The 21,586-nt window shown below is 59.8% G+C and carries 25 protein-coding genes and 1 pseudogene; 2 read left to right on the top strand and 24 right to left on the bottom strand.

Translation table 11 applies throughout. From position 1 onward, the window contains the following. Positions 1 to 113: 113 nt before the first annotated feature. The 23 genes and pseudogenes from ACS4NR_RS00315 to ACS4NR_RS00205 form a co-directional block, all read right to left on the bottom strand. Entirely contained in the window at positions 114 to 410 is a 297-nt protein-coding gene (locus tag ACS4NR_RS00315) for a phage tail assembly protein (protein ID WP_003222226.1), read from the bottom strand. After that, complete coding sequence (locus ACS4NR_RS00310; RefSeq protein ID WP_007964335.1) at positions 407 to 754, bottom strand: phage tail tube protein; 348 nt, start codon at positions 752 to 754, stop codon at positions 407 to 409. Before ACS4NR_RS00310 ends, ACS4NR_RS00315 begins: the two co-directional genes overlap by 4 nt. A 67-nt stretch (positions 755 to 821) precedes the next feature. Next, the gene (locus ACS4NR_RS00305; RefSeq protein ID WP_027611067.1) at positions 822 to 2,318 is read right to left on the bottom strand and encodes a phage tail sheath subtilisin-like domain-containing protein; all 1,497 of its coding nucleotides are present in this window, start codon (positions 2,316 to 2,318) and stop codon (positions 822 to 824) included. Next, the gene (locus ACS4NR_RS00300; protein ID WP_095138390.1) at positions 2,318 to 2,497 is read right to left on the bottom strand and encodes a DUF2635 domain-containing protein; all 180 of its coding nucleotides are present in this window, start codon (positions 2,495 to 2,497) and stop codon (positions 2,318 to 2,320) included. The genes ACS4NR_RS00305 and ACS4NR_RS00300 overlap by 1 nt, the downstream gene beginning before the upstream one ends. After that, on the bottom strand, positions 2,494 to 3,078 hold the full coding sequence (locus tag ACS4NR_RS00295; RefSeq protein ID WP_456018827.1) for a phage tail terminator protein: 585 nt from the start codon (positions 3,076 to 3,078) through the stop codon (positions 2,494 to 2,496). The genes ACS4NR_RS00300 and ACS4NR_RS00295 overlap by 4 nt, the downstream gene beginning before the upstream one ends. A 158-nt stretch (positions 3,079 to 3,236) precedes the next feature. Beyond that, complete coding sequence (locus ACS4NR_RS00290) at positions 3,237 to 4,265, bottom strand: phage late control D family protein (protein ID WP_456018826.1); 1,029 nt, start codon at positions 4,263 to 4,265, stop codon at positions 3,237 to 3,239. 9 nt (positions 4,266 to 4,274) lie between these two features. Continuing rightward, complete coding sequence (locus ACS4NR_RS00285) at positions 4,275 to 4,487, bottom strand: tail protein X (protein ID WP_456018825.1); 213 nt, start codon at positions 4,485 to 4,487, stop codon at positions 4,275 to 4,277. Beyond that, complete coding sequence (locus tag ACS4NR_RS00280; protein WP_047601251.1) at positions 4,480 to 4,863, bottom strand: phage tail protein; 384 nt, start codon at positions 4,861 to 4,863, stop codon at positions 4,480 to 4,482. The genes ACS4NR_RS00285 and ACS4NR_RS00280 overlap by 8 nt, the downstream gene beginning before the upstream one ends. Beyond that, positions 4,863 to 6,848, bottom strand: a complete 1,986-nt coding sequence (locus ACS4NR_RS00275) for a phage tail tape measure protein (protein ID WP_456018824.1) — start codon at positions 6,846 to 6,848, stop codon at positions 4,863 to 4,865. Before ACS4NR_RS00275 ends, ACS4NR_RS00280 begins: the two co-directional genes overlap by 1 nt. A gap of 269 nt (positions 6,849 to 7,117) precedes the next feature. Beyond that, positions 7,118 to 7,699 carry a phage tail assembly protein gene (locus ACS4NR_RS00270; RefSeq protein WP_150370378.1) on the bottom strand — a complete coding sequence of 194 codons (582 nt, stop codon included), beginning with the start codon at positions 7,697 to 7,699 and terminating at the stop codon, positions 7,118 to 7,120. Between the two features lie 157 nt (positions 7,700 to 7,856). Further along, the gene (locus tag ACS4NR_RS00265; RefSeq protein ID WP_456018823.1) at positions 7,857 to 8,363 is read right to left on the bottom strand and encodes a phage major tail tube protein; all 507 of its coding nucleotides are present in this window, start codon (positions 8,361 to 8,363) and stop codon (positions 7,857 to 7,859) included. Further along, entirely contained in the window at positions 8,363 to 9,529 is a 1,167-nt protein-coding gene (locus ACS4NR_RS00260) for a phage tail sheath protein (RefSeq protein WP_095188864.1), read from the bottom strand. Before ACS4NR_RS00260 ends, ACS4NR_RS00265 begins: the two co-directional genes overlap by 1 nt. 2 nt (positions 9,530 to 9,531) lie before the next feature. Continuing rightward, the gene (locus tag ACS4NR_RS00255; RefSeq protein WP_007964321.1) at positions 9,532 to 9,717 is read right to left on the bottom strand and encodes a hypothetical protein; all 186 of its coding nucleotides are present in this window, start codon (positions 9,715 to 9,717) and stop codon (positions 9,532 to 9,534) included. Between the two features lie 105 nt (positions 9,718 to 9,822). After that, positions 9,823 to 10,263, bottom strand: a complete 441-nt coding sequence (locus ACS4NR_RS00250) for a phage tail assembly chaperone (RefSeq protein ID WP_047601258.1) — start codon at positions 10,261 to 10,263, stop codon at positions 9,823 to 9,825. Positions 10,264 to 10,265: 2 nt separating this feature from the next. Next, a complete protein-coding gene (locus ACS4NR_RS00245) occupies positions 10,266 to 10,523 on the bottom strand; it encodes a gp53-like domain-containing protein (RefSeq protein ID WP_456020416.1) in 258 nt (85 codons plus the stop codon). A gap of 483 nt (positions 10,524 to 11,006) precedes the next feature. Continuing rightward, positions 11,007 to 11,804, bottom strand: a pseudogene (locus ACS4NR_RS00240) (phage tail protein); the annotation flags it as partial. Further along, positions 11,805 to 12,440, bottom strand: a complete 636-nt coding sequence (locus tag ACS4NR_RS00235) for a phage tail protein I (RefSeq protein WP_456018822.1) — start codon at positions 12,438 to 12,440, stop codon at positions 11,805 to 11,807. Continuing rightward, positions 12,437 to 13,432 carry a baseplate J/gp47 family protein gene (locus tag ACS4NR_RS00230; RefSeq protein ID WP_456018821.1) on the bottom strand — a complete coding sequence of 332 codons (996 nt, stop codon included), beginning with the start codon at positions 13,430 to 13,432 and terminating at the stop codon, positions 12,437 to 12,439. The genes ACS4NR_RS00235 and ACS4NR_RS00230 overlap by 4 nt, the downstream gene beginning before the upstream one ends. Beyond that, positions 13,429 to 13,761 (bottom strand): phage baseplate protein, encoded by a 333-nt coding sequence (locus ACS4NR_RS00225; RefSeq protein ID WP_047601262.1) that lies wholly within the window; start codon positions 13,759 to 13,761, stop codon positions 13,429 to 13,431. Before ACS4NR_RS00225 ends, ACS4NR_RS00230 begins: the two co-directional genes overlap by 4 nt. A gap of 14 nt (positions 13,762 to 13,775) precedes the next feature. After that, the gene (locus tag ACS4NR_RS00220; RefSeq protein WP_456018820.1) at positions 13,776 to 14,384 is read right to left on the bottom strand and encodes a phage baseplate assembly protein V; all 609 of its coding nucleotides are present in this window, start codon (positions 14,382 to 14,384) and stop codon (positions 13,776 to 13,778) included. A gap of 3 nt (positions 14,385 to 14,387) precedes the next feature. Continuing rightward, on the bottom strand, positions 14,388 to 14,909 hold the full coding sequence (locus ACS4NR_RS00215) for a hypothetical protein (RefSeq protein WP_456018819.1): 522 nt from the start codon (positions 14,907 to 14,909) through the stop codon (positions 14,388 to 14,390). Between the two features lie 72 nt (positions 14,910 to 14,981). After that, positions 14,982 to 15,323, bottom strand: coding sequence for a phage holin family protein (locus tag ACS4NR_RS00210; protein WP_003222183.1), 342 nt, complete (start codon positions 15,321 to 15,323; stop codon positions 14,982 to 14,984). A gap of 526 nt (positions 15,324 to 15,849) precedes the next feature. Next, entirely contained in the window at positions 15,850 to 16,593 is a 744-nt protein-coding gene (locus tag ACS4NR_RS00205) for a LexA family transcriptional regulator (protein WP_095138375.1), read from the bottom strand. Positions 16,594 to 16,793: 200 nt separating this feature from the next. Here ACS4NR_RS00205 and mutS point away from each other — a divergent pair, with 200 nt between their 5' ends. Both mutS and fdxA read left to right on the top strand, forming a co-directional pair. Beyond that, positions 16,794 to 19,376 carry a DNA mismatch repair protein MutS gene (gene mutS / locus ACS4NR_RS00200; protein ID WP_456018818.1) on the top strand — a complete coding sequence of 861 codons (2,583 nt, stop codon included), beginning with the start codon at positions 16,794 to 16,796 and terminating at the stop codon, positions 19,374 to 19,376. Positions 19,377 to 19,539: 163 nt separating this feature from the next. Beyond that, positions 19,540 to 19,863 carry a ferredoxin FdxA gene (gene fdxA, locus ACS4NR_RS00195; RefSeq protein WP_003222178.1) on the top strand — a complete coding sequence of 108 codons (324 nt, stop codon included), beginning with the start codon at positions 19,540 to 19,542 and terminating at the stop codon, positions 19,861 to 19,863. A gap of 613 nt (positions 19,864 to 20,476) precedes the next feature. Here the strand turns inward: fdxA and rpoS are convergent. Then, positions 20,477 to 21,484: an RNA polymerase sigma factor RpoS gene (rpoS, locus tag ACS4NR_RS00190; protein WP_095138373.1), complete on the bottom strand. Its 1,008-nt coding sequence runs from the start codon at positions 21,482 to 21,484 to the stop codon at positions 20,477 to 20,479. Positions 21,485 to 21,586 lie beyond the last annotated feature (102 nt).

The raw sequence follows: 21,586 nt of genomic DNA, 5'->3' as shown, positions 1-21,586 counted from the left end.
CGCATTGATCCGTTGCGCGTGCTCCAGCGATTCGCGGAGCACATCCAGTGGCCTGGCCATCATCTGTTCGGGGTCAACCTTCCAGAACCAGGCCAGGTCATAGGCGACTGCGATCAGGTCGGTGATGGCTCCGACGCCGCACTCATGAAAAAACTCGCAACGGCCCAGCTCAGCGCGTTGAGGTCAGCCAGATCGAGCTGGTTGACCGACGACGGCGGGATGCCGGCGCACACGGCGATGTATTTGGCCGCCACGTCCATGTCGAGGCTGACTTCTTCGCTCTTGTCGATCTTGTACGGCAGCGCCTTGATCGCTCGCACTTCCTGCACCGTCGGACGGCGCAGGACGAGTTCGGTCAGGGGCTCGCCGTGAGCTTCGATCGCAACCTGAAGCTTCACGGCGCCGCTCATTGCCAGGTCCCCTTGATGCCTTCGAATTTCAGTTCGATGGTGGCGTCATCGCCCTTGGAAACCGGCTCCTCAACCAGATAGGCACCGGCCAGCACGTAGACTTTGCCGTTGCTGAATTCGCAGGTGACGGTGATGTCGGTGCCTTCGATCAGCTTCTTCAGCGGGAAGTCGGCGGTGTGCAGCGCGGTCACCTTGAACGACGGCGCGACATCGGTTTCCTTGTAGAAACCCGGTACGACGGTTTCGCGTTTGACGGCCATCAGCGGGGCTTCGCAGCCGCCGTTGATAGTCAGTTGTGCACCGTCGACTTTGACGTAGCAGGTGCCTGCAATCACTTGACCCATGGTGTTACTCCCTTCAAATAAAAAAGCCCACCGGAGTGGGCTGAATGCTTACGGCCAAACGCGGCGATCAGGCCGCGTCGTCGTATTGCAGACGGAATTGGTTGAGCAGTGCGAACACGCGCAGACCGTTGATGTAATCCGGCGGGAACAGCACGTTCACGCGGCTCGGGTCCTGCACGTCACGCTCGACGATCAGGTGCTCGGCGAACAGCTCGGCGTTCTCCACGTGGCCTTCCAGTTCCAGCTTGGCGTACTGCGCGATCAGCTCGCCGCGAATGGTCGCTGGCGTCACGATCGGCTGGCCGGCGCCGAAACGGGTGCCGTCGGAAGCCAGTTTGTGCCGACCGTATTTGCTGGTGATCACGCTTTGCAGACGACGCACGATGAACGCCGACTGGTGCATGGTTTCGCTGTCCAGGTAGGAGTTGTCGGCCTGCCCGTAAGCGTTCTTCTGGTAGGTGGTGATCGAACGCTGGATGCGCACGTAACCGCCTTCGTAGTAAGCGGTCGCGATGCCGTAATTGAGCAGCGACTGACGCTCAGTCAGGGTGAAACGCTCGCTGGCCGGCGCCGGATCAACGCCCGGCAGGCTGCCGCTTTGGGTCGGACGGCTGGCATCGGCAGAGATGAACACCGCGGTGCGCGCCGCCAGTGCTGCCGCCTGTACCCAGAACGGTTGCGGTACGCCCGGCTCCAGCGCCTGAATGGTCATGTGCTGGTCGTTACGTGCCTGGCCAGCAGCAACCAGGGTGCCGACGGTGCCGCGCTTGGCGCTGTAGACGTGACCGAACAGTTGCTTGGCCCAGGACCAGCGACCAGTGCTGTCATCCATCACCGCTTGCCAGGTGTTGAGGGTCGAAAGATCCGACCACGGCAGCGCGATGAACTCGAACGGCTCGTCGCCCAGTGCAGCCACAGCTGCGACCTGATCCGGCACACCGGCGCCGCCGGTCATGGCGGTGATCGCAGTGGTCAGGCCGGCCGGGGTTTCTTCGCCGTTGCTCTTGCCCAGACGATTGAACTGCAGGCTGATGTCGTTACCGCTGTCGCCGGTCCACTTGGCGTTCAGGGTGACCACACCTTCGGCAGCCGCAGCGCTCACCGGCAGATCGGCGGTGGCGTTGATTTTCTGCGCCAGTGCGGTGGCCGCCTGAGCAGCGGTGGCACCGTTGACCACGGTGGCCTGCACACGCACACCAGCGACGTACAGGTTGAGCACGCCAGCCTGAGTCGCAGTGCCAGTCAGGGTCAGCACGCCTTTGGCGATGGCGCCTTCAGTGTTGTGCAGCGGCAGGCACCAGATCTCGCCGATCGGGTCGGCCTTGCGGAAGGTCTCGTACATCGAGGCGAGCATCGAGCCCTGACCGCCGATGCTTTTTGCCAGCGCGACGCTGGAGACCAGCACCAGTTTGCCGACTTCAGTCGGGGCGATGTTGTCGTTGACCTGAGCGACGATCAGACGGCGCATGGCCGAGGTCGCGCTATTGGCGGCCGAGTTGTCCATTTCGGCATAGAACAGCGGTACACGAATGTCCGCGGGGATGTTGCTGAATCCGATCGCCATTATTTGGCTCCCTGTGCTTTGACTTTTACGGTTTTGATAGTGATATCGCCGTCGGCCAGACGTCGGCGCCACCAGGCGCTGTCCAGCACTTCACGGCCTTCTTTGGGCAGCAGATCGCCCGCTTCCGGGTCAGGCACGGCACGGCCAGCGGCCGGCAGTACGGTGATGCGATTGCTCATGGGGTTACGTCTCCAGAGAAAGTCAGTTCCACGCGCCCGTCAGGGCCCGGGTGTTTCAGATTGGGGTCGGCCGGGTCGATCGCATCGACCCGCACGGTGACCCCGCTAAAGGACGACAAACCGTCCAGTTCACGTTCGTGCCAACTCTCCGCAGGCTGACTCGGCAGATTGCGGCCGAGCTGGAACTCGGCAAAAAAGCGCAGCCGATAGAAGGCCCGGCTGCTGTTGATCGAGACCATCTCGCCGCCGTCATAGACGATGGCGCTGTAGTCATTGCCCGGTTTGAACCCCACCAGCGCGCGCCACAGTTCGGCGCGCAGGTCGTGCAACAGATCCAGCGCTTTTGTGGCGTCCGTGGCGTCGAGCGCCAGGACGATTTCGAAGCGGTCGCGGATCGGTTGCGCGGTGAGGTTTTGTGCGGTGCTGTTGCTGGCGACATCGGCCAACGGCAGCACATGGGCCGAGGATGTCGGCAGATCGGCATTGCCTTGCAGCAAGGCCAGATCGACACCCACCGCAATGTGATTGGCAAGCCCAGGGCATTGCGCACGCAGCTGCGTGAGGATCGGGGTGATCTTCATGGTGGTGTTCCAGAGTTGAAATGAGTTGCAGAAAACACCGCGAATCCACTGTAGGAGTGAGCCTGCTCGCGATGGCGGTGCCACATTCACAATCAATGTGCCTGACACACCGCTATCGCGAGCAGGCTCACTCCTACAGGGGACTCGTGGGTGTGAAATCAGTCCTTGGCTTCAGCCTTGGGATCAAGGCCGCTGGCATCGATCACGCAGCGATAGCTGTTCTCGCGATTGCCACTGGCGGTGACCTTGTCGATCGACCAGCGCCCGCGCATGAAGTCCGGCCAGGTCTCATCGAGCAGCACCAGGCCCTCGGCCGCCAACCGTGGATCACCGGGACAGGTGATTTTCACTTTGTACTTCTGCCGGAGCATCTTGCGCACTTCGCCTTCGCCGACGGCGATCGCATCGGCTTCGCTGGGTTGCTTCTGGCGGAGGGTCTTGAACGGCGCAAGCCCCGTTTCAACCCAGCGCAACACACCCGCGGCGCCATCCCAGAAACAGGTCTTGCAACCCTTGGTCTGCTCGCGGGCAGACTCCTCCAGCGTGGCGCTGACGAACGCGTGATCGCCGGGACGGTTGTTGCTGGTGACCGACAAGGTCACGTCCGCCAGCACCTGACCCGACAATGATTTGGTCTGGCCGGGACGGGCCAGCACGTAAACGTCGTTGTAGGGTTTGGTCACCGCGTTGTACTTTTTCGCCAGGCGCGTCAGAAAGCTCATGTCGGTTTCGTTGGACTGGTCGACGTGCTCGATTCTGATCATCGACACCTCGGGCGCAACGCGCGGCGAAAAACCATGGCTCGACACCAGTTTGCGAAACAGCGCACCCAAGGTGGTCGGGCCATGACTGGCCGTGCGACGTTGCTTGAAGCCCGTCTCATCATCCTTGCTGAACGGCGCCGCCGTGGCCACCAGAGTCAGGCGAAACGGGAACAGCGTCGGCGTCAGGCGCGTCACTTTGAACTGGCCCTTGTCGACCATTCCCGACTCCAGATAACCGACCTCAAGGCCGATTTTCCCGCCCAGATCCGGCAGCCCTTCGAGGCCTTCCAGATCGATCGTCAACGTAAGCTGATCGGACTCGAAACCGGCTGCATCGATGTGTTCCCAACTGATCAGGCGTTGATTGAGCAGGGCCGAATGGGCCCCGTAGAGTCTTACCGCCGGGGTGAAACCCAGTGCCATGCAACCTCCTTAATCCCAGGCCGTGAGCGGTTTGATCGTGGCCGGTTTCAAGTCGAGTTCCGGCAACGTGACCCAGACGCCCGCGGGCAGGATCGGGCCGTGTTCGGCCAGGGTCGGGTTGAGTTTCCACAGGGCCTCTTCGGCGGCGCCATCACTGCGCCCGGTTTCGCGGTAGAGCAGCAGATTCACTGAATCACCGGCCACGCTTCGTACCTTACGCATTGTTGAACTCCGTTAACCCGACCACCCACTTGATCACCATCGCGGTGCCGTCATCGATGACCTCGCTCTGGTTTTCGTCGATGCTGTTGATCCGCCACAGGCCCCAGTTGCGCCCGATACCGTCAATCAACGGCAGCGGCACCCGCTGTGCCTGAAGTGCGCGTAATTCATCGAGCCGGTCCATGGCCACGGCATACATCGAGGTGCCGCTGATGGTCAGCGATTCCGCTTTCTGCCCGGTCTGACTGGACTTCGGTTTGCTGGTCAGGATCTGGATGTCACTCCAGCCACCGTCGGACTTTCGCGCCAGCGTGCTGTAGGCGAAGTTACGCGACAGGCCGAAGATGAAACTGCCCAGCGCCATTTGTTGTTTCATCAGGCGACTCCATCGGTGAGGGCTGCGTCACGGCGAGTGGCGAGGCTGTTGGTGTTCATCAGTGGAATGAATTCGTTGCTGAATTGAGATCTCAGGTGAAAGTCGACCAACTGACCAATCTTTTCCACACTGCCCGGGTCGCTGCAATACACCTGAACGGTGGGCGCGTAGGGGGCTGGCACCGTGGGCGCCTGGGCGCTGGCCAACGCCTGACTGACCTGAGCCGGTGCTGCGAGTTTGTCCGGTGGGGTACTGCCGAGTTTTTCACCCAGAAGGGAACCGCCCTCACTGCCCAGCCAACCGCCAAGCAATCCACCGAGAACGCCACCTATGGCCATGCCGGGTGGGCCACCCACGGCTCCGAGTGACGCGCCGAAGGCAGAGCCTGCAAGAGCGCCGGCCATTCCACCGCCCGCTGCGCCGACGCTTTTAGCTATCTGGGTTTCGTCACCAGTGGCCACCCCGGCCGCCAGGCCTGCGAGGGCAGTGACGGTTTTTACAGGCCAGGGCATTGCGCGTGACAGAGGGCGCATGGCAGCGGTGGTCGACTCCAGGAGCGGGGCCCGCACCCGCGAAGTTTGCTCGAGGATCTTCAAACCGCTGCCAGCAGCGGCGGCCCCCGCTGTGCCGGTGGCGGCACCGGTGAAAACGGACAGGCCCTTATCCACGACTTTCTTGCCAACCCGGTCTTTGATATCGCTGCCAATGGCATCGAGCGCTTGATCGAACAACGGTTTGAGAAACGCGCTCACCGTCAACACCACGCCAGCAGTTTTCGGATAGGTTTCAGTCAGTTCACTGAGCTTGTCGACCCCGGCAGAGGCCAGCGAATCGCTGGAGGGCGCCAACGCGTTGCCTTTGGCGACGGCCAATCGTTCGCTACGGGCATTCAGAATATTCAGCTGTCCTTGCTGAGTACCGGAAAGCGCCAGGGCAGCCTGTTTTACCGACCCCTTCTCGCCCAGCTCCGACGTTGCGTATCGCTGCTTGTCCTTGACCTGCCAGAACGTCTCATTAACCTCACCGAGGTTTTGCGAGAGTTTCTGCGCAGCATCACCGCCATCGGAGAACAACGTCCTGGCCAATACTGCGCGTTGTTCTGGCGGTCTGGCGTTCAATGCGGCCAACACTGTCAGCAACGCGCCTTGTGCATTGTCCTTGTTCGGATCACGCATCGCCGCAGACACGGCCTTGGGATCGAATCCCAGTTGTTTCCACGCTCCCTGTTCGGCGACAGAGACCTGGTCTCCCTTGCTCAAGGCTGTGGAAATACTCTTCAATGCGACGCTTGCTTCACCTTCTTTCGTTCCGGTGTTCAGCAAGGCTGCCGACAGCGCTGCGGCTTGCTCGGGTTGCAACCCCGCAGCAATCGCCGCGTCGCCGGAACGCTGCAACACCGAGCCGATGTCTGCCGCGTTTACATCTCCGGGCATCTTGCCCAAGTGGTGAGCCGCATCTGCCAGATCGATGGCCTGATCACGGGTCAGTTTCATCGAGGTACGCCAGGCCGCCATCATCTCGGCAACTTGTAGCGCAGGCACCTTGAATGCTGACGCGGTGAGCGCAGCGTCATCGGCAAATTTCAGCAGTTCGAACTGCTTGTCCGAGGCATTGGGCAAGTCGATGCCAATCCCCGCCTTGGCACCCAACGCCGCGGCATTGACCAATTCAACCCCGGTGGTTCCTCCGGCAGCCACTAACGGCGCACTGGCCGTGATCAGGCTTGCCTGAGCCATTTCCTTGCCCTGAACCGGAGTCAGTCGAGCGACTTCGCTCAGGTTCGCAGCGGCTGTGTCCATCGCGACAGCGGCTTTGAGCAACTCGGGAGGGGCGGCGCCGGCTACCTTGTCTGTAGCCTTCTGCGCGGAAGATCCGCCGTCGCCATTGACCGCGCTCTTCGACAAAGAACGTTGGGTCGCCAAGGTGAGGATCAGCGAATCGATGGCTGCAGTGAGCGAAACGATTCGCTCACTTGCCGTGCTCAACGTTTGCCTCAGGTCGGCGACCTTATCCCGATCCAGGCCTGCTGTCGTCGTGCTCGTTGCTGCAGTGGTCAAGCCGATATTGCGGCTCGCGGAACTCGTGCTCTCACCGGCGTACATGAGCGCGTTTTTACTCTCTGCCATGCCGCTCTACTCCTGTTTCACGCCAAGGCGAGTGATCGCTATGTCGTAGCGGCGCAACGCCTTTTCGGCGTCCCATTCCAGAATCTCCGCTTCACTTACCGGGTAAATGAGCGGGACGATATCGAGGATTACTTCGATGTCGCGTTCCGAAAGTAGGCCGCCGGCTGGTTTAAAAAATCGTCGATGCGCACCTGCAATTGGGTCCAGTCCGGGACGCTTAGCTGGGCCAGATCGGGGATCATCAGGCCGGTGCAATGGGCGGTGATGAATTCGGCGCGTTCCTTGGCCGTTTTCAGTTTCTTCATCACTTTGGTCGCGCGCAGTGCCGGCATTTCCAGCGACAGCGAGGTCACGGTGCGGCCAGTCACGGCGAGCGGTTGCAGCAGTTGCACTTCGTCAGGATCGGCAGACTTTTCTGCATCCTCGACCTGCTCCAGAAAGTACGACGCCGGACGGGTCGACATCTCGTGCACGTACTGGGCGATGCTCACATAGTCCGGGCGTTTGAGCTGGTCGAGTTCCTTGACCGACAGGCCGGTGGCGAGCAGCGCCAGTTCGAAGAACTGATCGTCTTCATCATCGCCGGCGCGTTCCAGCGCTTCTTTCTGCGCGGCGTAGAACAGCGGCTTGAGCTGGATCTGTTCGATCTGCGCGCCGTCGTCACCGGTGATCGGCGACAACAGGTCATGTTTGGGTGGCATCCACGACATGTATGAATTCCTTGGTGATTCTTTTTTAGGGGGTGTCGCTATTCCCTTGTAGGAGTGAGCCTGCTCGCGATAGCGATCTTTCAGACACATTGATGTTGCATGTGCTGAACTCATCGCGAGCAGGCTCACTCCTACAGGGTTTATGGTATGCCGAGGGTTACGGCATCAGCACCGCACGGCGCGCATCACCAAGGATGTCGACGCCGTTGAGCACGAACTTCTGGGTGCGCACGTCGATGTCGATCACCGGTACGCCGTTTTCCAGGCGGTTGTAGGTGCGGCAGGACAGCTCCAGATTGGTCTTGGGTTTTTCGCCCATTTTCACTGCGGTTTCTTCAAGAGATTTCAGCTTGCCGCCGACGGTGTGATAGGTGAACCAGGTGTTGCCGTCCTGATCCTGACCAGCCTCACGCACGTTCAGCAGGATGTCGTCGCCCAGCTTCACGCCCAGTGCGAGCATGACTTCGGCACCCAGGCCTTGCAGGGTCAGCTTGGCGTTGAGCGCTTTGCCGCCCCTGGCCATTTCTTCGACGATGAAACGACCGCCACGCATTTCTTCCACGTCGAATTCGATCTTCGGCGGAGTAAATTCTTCAACAGTCGCCGACAACGGCAGGCCTTGCAGTGTGGCCGCGATGGCCTGTCTTACGCGGTTGGTAAACATTAGAGAACGTCCTCCAGGAACTGCTCGATGATTTCATCGCGGGCGTTGAGTTGATAAACCATGTGTTCGTTCGGCGCGTAGCGGCCGTAGTCGATGACCACGTACCAAGTGCCGTTCTTGTACTTCTCGACGCTGTTGAGTTCCGGATGCAGGTACACGCTGCCGCCAGGAATGGTTTCGTCGGCGACCAGGGTCTGCAGCCAGTCGTTGATGCGCTTGACCTCCTGATCCATGAACGACTTGGTCAGGTTCTTGGCCATGGCTTTCTGGCCGGCCTTGACCAGCTTGCGGCTGATCGCATCTTCGAGGCCGACGTAGCTGATGAACTTGCCGGTGATCGAGCGGTTACCGAGCAGCGAGAAGCCGCCGAGCACGGTGCGGGCGTAATAGCTGACGCCGTAGCGGTTGAGCAGATCGCCTTCGGTGGAAGTGTCAAGAATGTTGTACTCAACAACACGGGACACGTCTTCGGCGTAGGTCACCTGGTTGCCCGGGCTCTCCCACTGCTTGACCTTGGCCAGCGCGGCGATCGCCAGGCTGGACGGTGCGAGGAACACATTTTTCTTCGCCGCTTTCGAGTACACCGCCGGCATGTTGTGCACCACCAGGCAACGGTCGAAACCGAGATCAGCGCCGCCGAGTTCCTGGCTGTAAGTCACTTGATCAGCGACCGAAGCGTCCTTGCCGTCCAGTACCACACGGGCCTTGATGCGCTTGCCGAACGAGGCGAACTCGCTGGCCACCGCTTTGGTGCCGGTGAAGCCCGGCGCGCCGATGATGGTCAGGTCTTCCGGGACGCTGCCCAGTGCGGCCAGGCCGAGTTTGCGGCCGGTGGCTGGCTCAACACCGCCGATCACCGCGTTGACAGTGTCGGCCGGGGTCGCACCCGCCTCGACGATCACCACGTACACCGGCACCTTGACCACTTTGAGGATCTGGTAAACCGCGTGGTACAGCGTGCCCTCTTCCGAACCGGTCGGATCCAGCAGCGCGTGAGTGGTGAAGCTGTTGATGCGGAACGGCGCGTTACGCGGAATCAGCGGATCAGCCTTCGGCGCGGTGCCGACCAGACCGATGACGTTGTCACCCAGGCCACCCATGGCCTCGGGGGATTCAGTGGCATTGACGGTAATGCCGTTGTGCTCGAAGTTCAAAACCTCAGCCATGTTTAGTCAGCCTTCTTGGCAGCGGCCTTTTTGGCCTGGGTGGAGGGTGTTTTCAGTTCCAGTCGACCGGCGCTGTGCAGCGCACTGGCCTCGACGTCGAGCAGATCAAGGTCTTGACCGACGCTCGACCAGTGCCCACCGCCGGTGGGGAATGGGACGAGCACGGTGTAGGTTTGGCGGGTTGCCATTTTTCGTTTCTCCATAAACGGGAAAGCCCCTCGTGGGGAGGGGCTTTGGCGGGTGTTGAATTGTTTTTTGCGGGAAAGAAAACGCCCCGGGGTGCGGGGCGTCTATCAGGTCCTTTCACTCAACCAATCAGGCAATTGGGGGCGATATTGAATCGAAGGAAATTCCTCCCTCTGCGGCCACTGACGTAGCTGCTGCCGATACATTTGTAAATCGGAGTACTGCACAGCAGTTAGCGTAGTAAGGCCGCTTCCTTCCAATTCGTCTCGATGCCTTGCAACAAGAGTATCGGTTGATGCCAACTGCGCGTTGCGCCATTCGAGGCCTATGGACTGCAAAGTCGCTCTGTCAAACGGCGGAGGCTCGACCAGAATTGGCTGACCATCAGGTCCCGCTCCGATTTTTTTTGGTGTTGTTGCCAACTCGTTCAGCAGCGCCTCCCAATTACGCAGGAATACGGGTACCACATCGTCTGGAATATCGAGTTCGTGGACGTCAGGAAGGTAAGCACCGCATGTGCTGGGGCTAAATAAAATAATCTCTGTCATGCTCAAACCCCTATTGCTCGCCAGTAAACTGCCCAAGTGGCCAGAGTCCCGTTACTGCCGTTTTGAACTCGAAGAGTACATCCGGTCTTCTGGATAGAGTTGTAAACAACACAGCTCATCAATCCCATGGAACCCATATGAAGACAACTGATTGAGCGCATGGCCGTAGGGAACGCCAATGGATAGGTGATGTAAACATAGCCCTCAGCATCGGTCGTTCCGATCCCCCATTGCTCAATTGCTCCACCCGGGTGTTTCATATATCCGGTTACTGCCCCGTTGGTGGCAAACATCGGCGAATATTTCAACGCAGTATCACCCGAGTCCAGACTCCAGCCGGGACCCAGCAACAAACGCCGGAAAACTGCAAAATTGCCAGGTTGAAGCACAACACTGGTCAAGTTGGTGGTATTGACTGCTCCAAACGTTTCCCCCGCCCGAGTCTTGACAGTTACCCCTCCAGTGCTTGTCAGATGAACCAATCCCCCGGGAGGAACGCTGTCCCAGGCTGGAAGTGTCGCCGTCAAACCAGGTGCGGTGAAGATCGATAGTTTCCCGACGTCGGCAACAGTCAACTGGGTGTTTGCTTCATAGTTTGTCTGGCCGGCGTAACTACCCAGCGCACGCTGAACAAATTTAGTAGTTGCCAGAACATCATCATTACTAAAAACGTTGGCCGTGGGCGCTGTCGGGATACCGGAGAACACCGGAGAACTCAGCGGTGCAAAGCCGAAAGTGATGTTTTGAAACACCAAAGCAGTGGTGCCGAGGAGCACAGGGGCATCGGTAACAAGCTGCCAGATCGTGTCGGCTTGAGTGGTGCCTTGCTCAATAGATACGGTAAGACCTGGCGTTACTTTGAGATCCGAGTCGGCATCTTTGGTGCGAACCCAGAATTCATTTGCAACAACGTACAGTCCATTGTCTTTCGATGATGTCTGGTTTTTAACCAGCACCCTGTCTCCCGCAACGACTGCAACACCATCAATAGTTTGTGAAGCTTTCAGCGCGATATTGCTCGTAGTGGCAACACGTACAGACTGCTTGGAATCAAGCTTCGCCAGCTCATCCGCCACATACCCTGTCACCCACGCACGTGTGGCTTTGACCACCGTGTCATCAATCAACAACGTCACCAGCGACGCATTGCTGGTCTCGAAAATCGAGCGAATGTAGAACTCTTTGCCCGAGCCCGAAGTCGCCAGCACCGGTTTGAACGACTCCGGGTATTTGACGATGGCGTAGAGAATCCCGCTATCAGTCCACAGCCCTGCCTCACGCACATACCAACCGCCAACATCCGGCGGAATGGTGACTTCAGCGAGTAGCCAGCTCGGGTTCTTCTCGTCCTGGAACAGCGCATTGAGCGGCCCGCGCCAGACTTCGCGTTTCAGCGCCGTGGCCGTAGCAGCCGGGTTGTAGACGGAGCCGCCGCCATCGCCGACAGAAATCTGCGTCAACTTGATCGGTACGCCCGCAGCCTTGCACGCCGTTTCGTAGGCAATCCCTGCGTTGGTGAGCAGGGTGTAATAGTCAGCCATTCAGGCCCCCTGAGGATAAATAGTGGATGTTTCGACGGTGTACATCGCGGCGGAAATGAACGCCTCGCCAGAGGTTTCGAGCCCTTCGATGAACACCGGATAAACCGTCGTCAACTCACCGCAGAAAGTCGCAGCGGCGATGCAATGACTGCCGAACGCGCTCAAGCCAACCGTCACCGAAAGGATGTCCCGTTCGCTCTTGGCATCCGCCAGGCGTCGGTCGAGACGGGCGTCGATTTCTGCGCTGTAAGGTTGATCGCTGAAAGCGCGCACCCTGAAGCTGTAAGGCACGCCGGGAGGCGTCTGTTCGTACCAGGCGCGAACTTCCGGGCGCAGTTGCAAACCCTTGGCTGCGTTTTCCAACGCCTTGCGAGTGCCGGCCTGCCGCGCGGTGGGCCAGGCCAGTTCGACGGTCAGGCGCTTTTCCGCTTCCGGTGCGCTGGTGCTCCATTCGGCGACACCGCGATCCGCTGCCAGATACGGCAGGAATGCGACCGGCGTTTCGCTCGGATTCATCAGCTCGGGAAACGGCGGCGCGATGCGATCAAGCAGTGCGCCGAAGCCCAGATCCAGTCCACGTTCGAGTGGAGAGCTGTTGGACGGCAGCAACGTCGGGCTATGCGTTGGCTCACTCATAGCGTCAGCACCTCGACCTCGACTGCCGTGCAGTAGGGCGCCTCGAAGGCGCTGGTGATGATCGGCTCCAGCGGTTCAAGAATCTGCAGTTGCACGGCACCAGCGCTGTGCAGCGTGTAGTCGATCCAGCTCGGGTCGACCCGACCTTCCAGGCGATGGCAACTGTCGGCGTAGGCCTGCAATTGTTGCTGCGCGGCGACTTTGGTCAGGCCCGAATCGGGGCCGGAATTGATCTTCGCCACGACACGGATTTTGTAGCGTTGAATGTCCGCAGCCTTGACCGTGACCAGGTCGGTTTCCGGTCGCACATCAGGGCGGGCGAAGTGCTGACGCACGCCATCGAGCAATGCGGCGGATGGCGTGCCATCGCCGTCTCGCGACAACACCGTGACCTGCACTTCGCCCGGCGCAGTGCGCCGACCATTGCCGTCCTTGACCTGTGCCGCCAAGCCGTCCGGGTTGAAGGTGTAGGTGACGTTCACCACACCGCCATCGCTGGATTCGACCTTCACCGTTGGCCGTTCACCGAGGGTGAATACCTCGCGGCGATACTGCATTCGCGAGCCCGCTGCCGGGGCGTGCGGTGCCAGGTAGTAGCGCAACCGGGCGTCGTCGTCGCTTTCATAAATCGGTGGTACTGGCGGGAAGGCTGCCGGGTCACCCGCATCGAGCAACTGTCGCTCCAGCCCCATGTCCGCCAGGCGTGCGTCGAGGTTGCTGCCAGTGGCCCACCACGCCAGCATCTGCTTGATGCGGGCGTTGTATTTGCGTTCGTGGGTTTGCAGGCGCACGCAAAAAGCTTCGAGCGCCAGGGTCAGCAATTCGCTCTCGTTTTCCAGGCTGGTCTTGAGTTTCGCCGCGCTGTCCGGCGCTCGGGCGCCAACGTACTCGACGACGAAAGTTTTGAACTCGGCGAGCAAGTCTTCGAAGGCGTCGACAGTGATCAGCGCCGGTTCGGCCAATTGGTTCTGGCCGGGGATCAACATGCTCATGTCACGACCTCGAATGTCTGTTGACGGTTTTTCCAAGTGCCGGCGAAACGCAGCAGCAGGCCGGCGCCGTGACGGCTGGCGACGATCACGCTCGGCTGAAAATCACTGATCCCGTTCTGCGTGTTGTAGAACGCCTGAGCCGCATGGCTCTGGGCCAAGAGCAGAACGTCATCACCGAGGTTCTGCCCCAGCAGCGTGGGGATCAGCGAGCCATAAAGGGGCCTTTTTTGCCGGGTGCCCAGCGGCGTAGTCAGAGCCCGGGTCGCGCGCTGCACAAACTGCAGCCAGTCATCGACCGTGGCCCCGCTGTCTCTATCGATTCCGATCATGGGGAGCTCTTGATTCAGGGGCTGATGACGCGGCCCTGGTGATCCACCAACGGGCCGCTGAAGTGCACGCCCGAGGCGTCGATGATCAGGCCGACGCCGCCCAGTTGCAGGCTGATCAGCTGTGGCGTCATCGTCAGTTCCGCCGGGCCGATGCTCAGTGCGAGCGATTCGCGAGAGCCACTGAATGCGGCCGGGCCGTTTTGCCAATGCAGGGTGTGCGTGGCGTCGTCGTAGCCGCTTTCAGTGCCGTCGACATGCACCCGGCGCGTCAGCGTCGGTACCGTTGCCGTCGGTGGAAAGCGGTCACTGTTCAAACCGAACAACGCCACGCTTTGTGCGCCGCTTTCACCGCTGCCGTAGTTGAACAGCAGACACTGTTCGCCCACGCTCGGAATCCGCGATTCGCTCTGCGCTCCGGCGCTCGGGTTGAAGAACTTGATGGCAGGCGTCAGCAGTCCACCGTGGCTGACCTGACAAGTGTTGCTCGCAGCATCGACTGTCTGACAGACGCCGATGCGACAGAAACTCTCGGCGCGGCGATGCAGGTCATCGAGCTCCGCTTCCATCTCCGCCAGCCGCTCGATGATCGGCCCCAGTTGCATGCGCAGTAATGCGTCGAACATCGATCAAGCCTCCAACGCGGTGTATTGGTCGGGGTCGTCGATGTCGCTGACTTCCCAGGTACGGGCGAATTTCGGCGTGCCGAGCGGGTCGTCGAGCAAGGTCGGACCGAGATAGAGGGTCTGGGTGAAGGTCAGCGTCCATGCCTTGTATTGCTGATCGGCGCGTGTGAGCACTGACGGCAAACCATCAATGTTCATCGGCAGATCACATTGAGCGCCGGGCAGGCCCCAACGGTTGTCGGTGATCAGGTTTTTCAGTACGGCGATCAGATCGCAGGCGGCAAAGGCACTGGCGGACAGTGCCGGAATGACTTGCAGCGACACCCTCATGACATGAGCAATGCGCCCATCAGCGGAGCGCACTCCCTGTGCATTGCGATCAAAGTCGATCAATGCCCAGGCCTGGGCACCGGGTGTTGTGAAGTCGTCGTGATTGCCAACCTGCAGATTCGGGCCGGCGCTGTTGCGCAAGGTTGTCGCCATCGCCGTGAACAGCTGCGAAGGCTGCTGGATCGGTGCGGGCATGCATGACCTCCTTTTCAATTGTCCACGCGCAGCCCCGCCGCATCAGTTGCAGCGAGGCAGGAAAGTGAAGGGTTACTGTGGATCGCGCGGCGGGGGAACTTCGCAGACGCCGATGCGCTTGGCGGCCCAGCGTTCGTACAGACCGATGGCCACATCGGCCCCGGCCATGGCAGTGAGGCAACCGAAGGCGCCGGCCGCCCAGATCGACAGCCCGGCGGCGTAAAGCAGCATGATCGCCGACACGCCGCAGATCATGCAGGCGCCGGAGCGCAGGGCCAGACGCCGCAGCAATGACCAGCCACGAGCGCCCTCCTTGTCGGCGCGCCACATTTCGCCGGACACCCCGCCCACCACGGCGAGGAGGATGACCAGCCAGATCGGCATGTCCGCCAACGCTTGTTGCTCGTTTGTCATGTCACGCCTCCTGGTTCCAGTTGATGAGTGTTGTGTGTTGGGTTCAAGCGATGTCTCTTCAGGTAGGCATTCCAAAAAGCCCGGCGCTGAGGCCGGGCTTTTCAGTAATGCGCTCCTTCGCCTTCCTTCAAATCCTGTATCCGAGAAGGAAGCTGACTTTTCGGCGCTACTGGCGCGGTACGAGTCCATTCAAATTGTTTTTCCGACCGCGGTCCCTGCCCGCCGGATAACTGCTCTTGGTGCTTTACGCTGCACACCCGGGTCAGTTGCCAACCCTCTGAACCGTTGAGGCCGGTTCATCGCTGCCTGTTCTTGTGGAACTAAAGAGCTGTTGTTGCCAGCCGCTTTGTCGAGCGGCTTGGTGGCAAGAATATGCATGGATGCATATACAGTCAATGCATAAATGCATTTATTTATGCGCAAGAAATGCACGGGCGCATGCAGCCCGCATAAATCAAGGCGTCGAGGGTTTTGTTCAGGCGAAAAAAAACCCGCCAGGAGGCGGGTTTTCTATGACCGGTGAAATCTATCGGGCGTACATGCCCCACCAGAAGACGTGACCGAGGATGACGATCTGCTCTTCCTGCATGTCCTGAAAGCTGTAGTCCTCGTCCGGATGCTCATCACGGTTGAAACTACGCAGGCGGATACCGGTCGGCAGACGGTAGAGTTGCTTCACGCGCAATTGACCGTTGTGGTTGATCGCGTACAGATCACCATCAATGATGTCGCCGATCCCGCACTTGCCCGCATTCACACCGACAGTGGCGCCGTCACGCAACACCGGCATCATGCTGTTACCGCGCACTGTGACGCATTTGGCCTGGTCGAACTGCACACCGTTATGGCGCAGGCTGCGTTTGCCGAAGCGCAGGCTAGAGCGTTCGCTCTCTTCGATGACGAATCTTCCTGATCCAGCAGCCAATTCAACCTCGCGAAGAAAGGGCACCGACACCTCGTCGTCATCGACAGGGGTATCGTCGTCCCACAGGCTTATGTCCTTGAGTTCCGCATGCACGTCATCGCGCGCGCCACCGGTCGCGGTCGCGACGTCGGCGCGGCCACGCAATTGATCGGTGCTCACATTGAAGTATTCGGCAATCTTCGAAATGTGTTTATCCGAAGGATCGACGATCTTCCCGCTGAGAATCCGCGAGAGCGTTGATTGAGGCACGCCGGTGCGACGGTGGAGCTCCGTGGGGGAGATCCCGTGCTGGTCGAGCAGTGCTCTTAAGACGGAGGATACGTTGCGTTTTTGCATAACGCGCATAGTGCTTGAAGTTTTTTCCGAAGACAAATGCTGATTTGCATAAATCGTGCATATATCACAAATAAACGCAGAAAGTGTCAGCGGGTCGTCATGCCTGCGTCGAGCCGACCGCCCATGGTAACCTTGCGCCCATCGCGGAAAAGCCCGGCGGTTGCCCTCGCTTTTGCCCTACATCATTTAACGAGTTACCTGACAATCCGATGAATAAAGCCGTCTCCGACCTGTCCTCCCACACCCCGATGATGCAGCAGTACTGGCGCCTGAAGAACCAGCACCCGGATCAGCTGATGTTCTATCGCATGGGCGACTTCTACGAGATCTTCTATGAAGACGCGAAGAAGGCTGCCAAGTTGCTCGACATCACCCTGACCGCACGTGGTCAGTCGGCGGGGCAGGCGATTCCGATGTGCGGGATTCCGTACCACGCGGCGGAAGGTTACCTGGCGAAACTGGTCAAGCTCGGCGAGTCGGTGGTGATCTGCGAGCAGGTCGGCGATCCGGCCACCAGCAAGGGCCCGGTGGAACGTCAGGTGGTGCGCATCATCACCCCGGGTACGGTCAGCGACGAAGCGCTGCTCGATGAACGCCGCGACAACCTGATCGCCGCCGTTCTGGGCGACGAGCGTCTGTTCGGTCTGGCGGTGCTGGACATCACCAGCGGCAACTTCACTGTGCTGGAGATCAAGGGCTGGGAAAACCTGCTGGCGGAGCTGGAGCGGGTCAACCCGGTGGAGCTGCTGATTCCGGACGACTGGCCGAAAGACCTGCCGGCGGAAAAACGCCGGGGCGTGCGTCGCCGCGCGCCGTGGGATTTCGAACGTGATTCGGCGCTGAAAAGTCTCTGCCAGCAGTTTTCCACGCAAGATCTCAAAGGTTTCGGTTGCGAAACCCTGACCCTGGCCATCGGCGCCGCCGGTTGCCTGCTGGCCTATGCCAAGGAAACCCAGCGCACCGCCCTGCCCCATCTGCGCAGCCTGCGTCATGAGCGTCTGGACGACACCGTAGTGCTCGACGGTGCGAGCCGCCGTAACCTGGAACTGGATACCAACCTGGCCGGCGGCCGCGACAACACCCTGCAATCGGTGGTTGATCGCTGCCAGACCGCAATGGGCAGCCGATTGCTGACCCGCTGGCTGAACCGTCCGCTGCGCGATCTGACCGTGCTGCTGGCGCGGCAGACCTCGATCACTTGCCTGCTCGACGGCTACCGCTTCGAAAAGCTGCAGCCGCAGCTCAAGGAAATCGGCGACATCGAGCGGATTCTGGCGCGGATCGGCCTGCGCAACGCGCGTCCCCGTGACCTCGCTCGCCTGCGCGATGCTCTTGGTGCCCTGCCGCAACTGCAAGTGGCAATGACCGACCTCGAAGCACCGCACATGCAACGCCTGGCGACCACCACCAGCACCTACCCGGAACTGGCGGCGCTGCTGGAAAAAGCCATCATCGACAACCCGCCAGCGGTGATCCGCGACGGCGGCGTGCTGAAAACCGGTTACGACAGCGAACTCGACGAGTTGCAATCGCTGAGCGAAAACGCCGGCCAGTTCCTCATCGATCTGGAAGCCCGGGAAAAGGCCCGCACCGGTCTGGCCAACCTGAAAGTCGGTTACAACCGCATTCACGGCTACTTCATCGAACTGCCGAGCAAGCAGGCGGAATCCGCCCCGGCTGACTACATCCGTCGCCAGACCCTGAAGGGCGCCGAACGCTTCATCACACCGGAGCTGAAAGAATTCGAAGACAAGGCGCTGTCGGCCAAGAGCCGTGCCCTCGCTCGCGAGAAAATGCTCTACGAGGCGCTGCTGGAAGACCTGATCAGCCAGTTGCCACCGTTGCAGGACACTGCCGGCGCATTGGCCGAGCTGGATGTGCTGAGCAACCTTGCCGAGCGTGCGCTGAACCTTGATCTGAACTGCCCGCGCTTCGTCAGCGAGCCATGCATGCGCATCACCCAGGGCCGTCACCCGGTAGTCGAGCAGGTGCTGACTACGCCGTTCGTGGCCAACGACCTGAGCCTGGATGACAACACCCGGATGCTGGTAATCACCGGCCCGAACATGGGCGGTAAATCCACCTACATGCGCCAAACCGCGTTAATCGTACTGTTGGCGCATATCGGCAGCTTCGTGCCGGCGGCCAGTTGCGAACTGTCGCTGGTGGACCGGATCTTCACCCGGATCGGTTCCAGCGATGACCTGGCCGGCGGTCGGTCGACCTTCATGGTCGAGATGAGCGAAACCGCCAACATCCTGCACAACGCCACCGAACGCAGCCTGGTACTGATGGACGAAGTCGGCCGTGGTACCAGCACCTTCGATGGTCTGTCCCTGGCATGGGCCGCCGCCGAGCGTCTGGCGCATCTGCGTGCCTATACTCTATTTGCCACGCACTACTTCGAACTGACCGTGCTGCCGGAAGCCGAGCCGTTGGTGGCTAACGTGCATCTGAATGCCACCGAGCACAACGAGCGCATCGTGTTCCTGCACCATGTGTTGCCAGGGCCTGCCAGCCAGAGCTACGGCCTGGCGGTGGCGCAACTGGCCGGCGTGCCGAGTGAAGTGATCGTGCGTGCCCGTGAGCACCTGAGCCGACTGGAAGACACCGCGTTGCCGCATGAAGCGCCCAAGCCTGCCGTCAAAGGCAAACCGGTCGTTCCGCAGCAGAGCGACATGTTTGCCAGCCTGCCGCATCCAGTGCTCGATGAGCTGGCGAAAGTGGACCTCGACGACCTGACCCCGCGTCGAGCGCTCGAATTGTTATATGCACTTAAGAACCGGATCTAAGCAGCGAAGAACCGGATATAACGCAAACGGCTTCAAGCTGTTAGAATCTCGCGCGGTTTGGGATGCTGCCGGCTAATAGCCTGGCTGGCAGACATCGCTCCCGAACCTGGCGACCCCAACCGTGAAGGGGCTACGCTGCCGCCGCCTGAGGAGAAAATTAGAAATGACCTTCGTCGTCACCGACAACTGCATCAAGTGCAAGTACACCGACTGCGTAGAAGTCTGTCCGGTGGACTGCTTTTACGAAGGCCCGAACTTCCTGGTAATTCACCCGGACGAGTGCATCGACTGCGCCCTGTGCGAACCGGAATGCCCGGCCGTGGCCATTTTCTCTGAGGACGAAGTTCCAGAGGATATGCAGGAGTTCATTCAACTCAACGTTGAATTGGCTGAAATCTGGCCGAACATCACCGAGAAGAAAGAATCGCTGCCGGATGCCGAAGAGTGGGATGGCGTCAAAGGCAAGATCAAAGACCTCGAACGCTGATCTGTCGCGCGTTACCAAAAGGCCCCTTGCGGGCCTTTTTGCTTTTTCGGATTATACTTTTCTACAGGCAAAAAAAGGGGCGGTTTGACCCGCCCACATTTTTTCCCTATTCCCTGTATTCCTTTTCATCGTCCTGATGAATCGCGTCCTGCGATGTCCGTTCCCCTCTTCCTTGAAGGGCGTGTCTGTCCGTCGACACAGTGCTGATACTAGAGAGTTCCCTGCCGAGAGCAATCGGCCCGGCGGGGTGAAAGTCGCTGTAATAAGCACTTCATATTAAAAAATAAGCATATAAATCAATTGGTTAAATAAGACTCTCGGCAGCAGTCGACGTCTGCCGTCCTGCAAAAATAGGGAACGCTTACGAAAGAGTAAGCCTAGGCTTACACCGCGAGACTACAAACGATGGAAATGCTAACCGTATGTCCGGCAGTGAACGTTGTGGCGAGGGAGCTTGCTCCCGCTTGAGCGCGCAGCGCTCATGAATATTTGGGGTTGCTGCGCAACCCGGCGGGAGCAAGCTCCCTCGCCACAGACAGTATTCAGCCAAGATCCGAGCAATAAAAAAGCCCCGAACCAGTCGGGGCTTTTTATGGGCAGGCGTCAGAGGCGCTTACTGAAACAGCGACTCGCTCGACAGGCCATTCTTCTCAAGGATTTCGCGAAGGCGCTTGAGGCCCTCAACCTGGATCTGCCGCACCCGCTCCCGGGTCAGGCCGATCTCCAGGCCTACGTCTTCCAGCGTGCTGCTCTCATGGCCGCGCAGGCCGAAGCGGCGTACGACCACCTCGCGCTGCTTGTCGGTCAGTTCCGAGAGCCATTGATCGATGCTCTGCGACAGGTCGTCGTCCTGCAGCAGTTCGCATGGATCGGTCGGACGGTCATCCGTCAGGGTGTCCAGCAGGGTTTTATCCGAATCCGGACCCAGCGAGACGTCGACCGAAGAAACCCGCTCGTTCAGGCCGAGCATGCGCTTGACCTCGCCCACCGGTTTTTCCAGCAGGTTGGCGATTTCTTCGGGTGAGGGTTCGTGATCGAGCTTTTGCGTCAGCTCTCGTGCGGCCCGCAGGTACACGTTGAGCTCCTTGACCACATGGATCGGCAACCGGATGGTCCGGGTCTGATTCATGATCGCACGCTCGATGGTCTGACGAATCCACCAGGTGGCGTAAGTCGAGAAGCGGAAGCCGCGCTCGGGATCGAACTTTTCCACTGCGCGGATCAAGCCGAGGTTGCCCTCTTCGATCAGATCCAGCAGCGACAGCCCCCGATTGACGTAACGCCGGGCGATCTTCACGACCAGCCGCAGGTTACTTTCAATCATGCGCTTGCGCCCCGCCGGATCGCCACTTTGCGACAGACGCGCAAAATGAACTTCTTCCTCGGGGGAGAGCAGTGGAGAAAAGCCGATTTCGTTGAGATACAGCTGCGTGGCATCGAGTGCCCGGGTGTAATCGATGTACTTGTGTTGTTTAAGTGAAGCGGAGTGTTTGGATCTGGAACGAACGGAAGGTGGAGCAGCCCCTTCATCATTCGACATCGAATCCGAATCGATGCCGGCCTCCATAAGGAGAACCTCATCGTCGATGTCAAACTCCGGCACTTCTTTACTGAGAGCCATTGTTATAGTCCTTTGGTGAGTTCGACCCCAAGCTCAAGCGACGCCTTTATCCTTGGCAGCGCTGGAGCCTGTCCCCTCTACGCGACGGAACAGGCTGGCCTC

It is taken from the genome of Pseudomonas sp. JQ36 (assembly GCF_053851495.1).
Note: the sequence above shows the minus strand (reverse complement) of the source record. Positions and strands in the feature narration are given on the sequence as shown.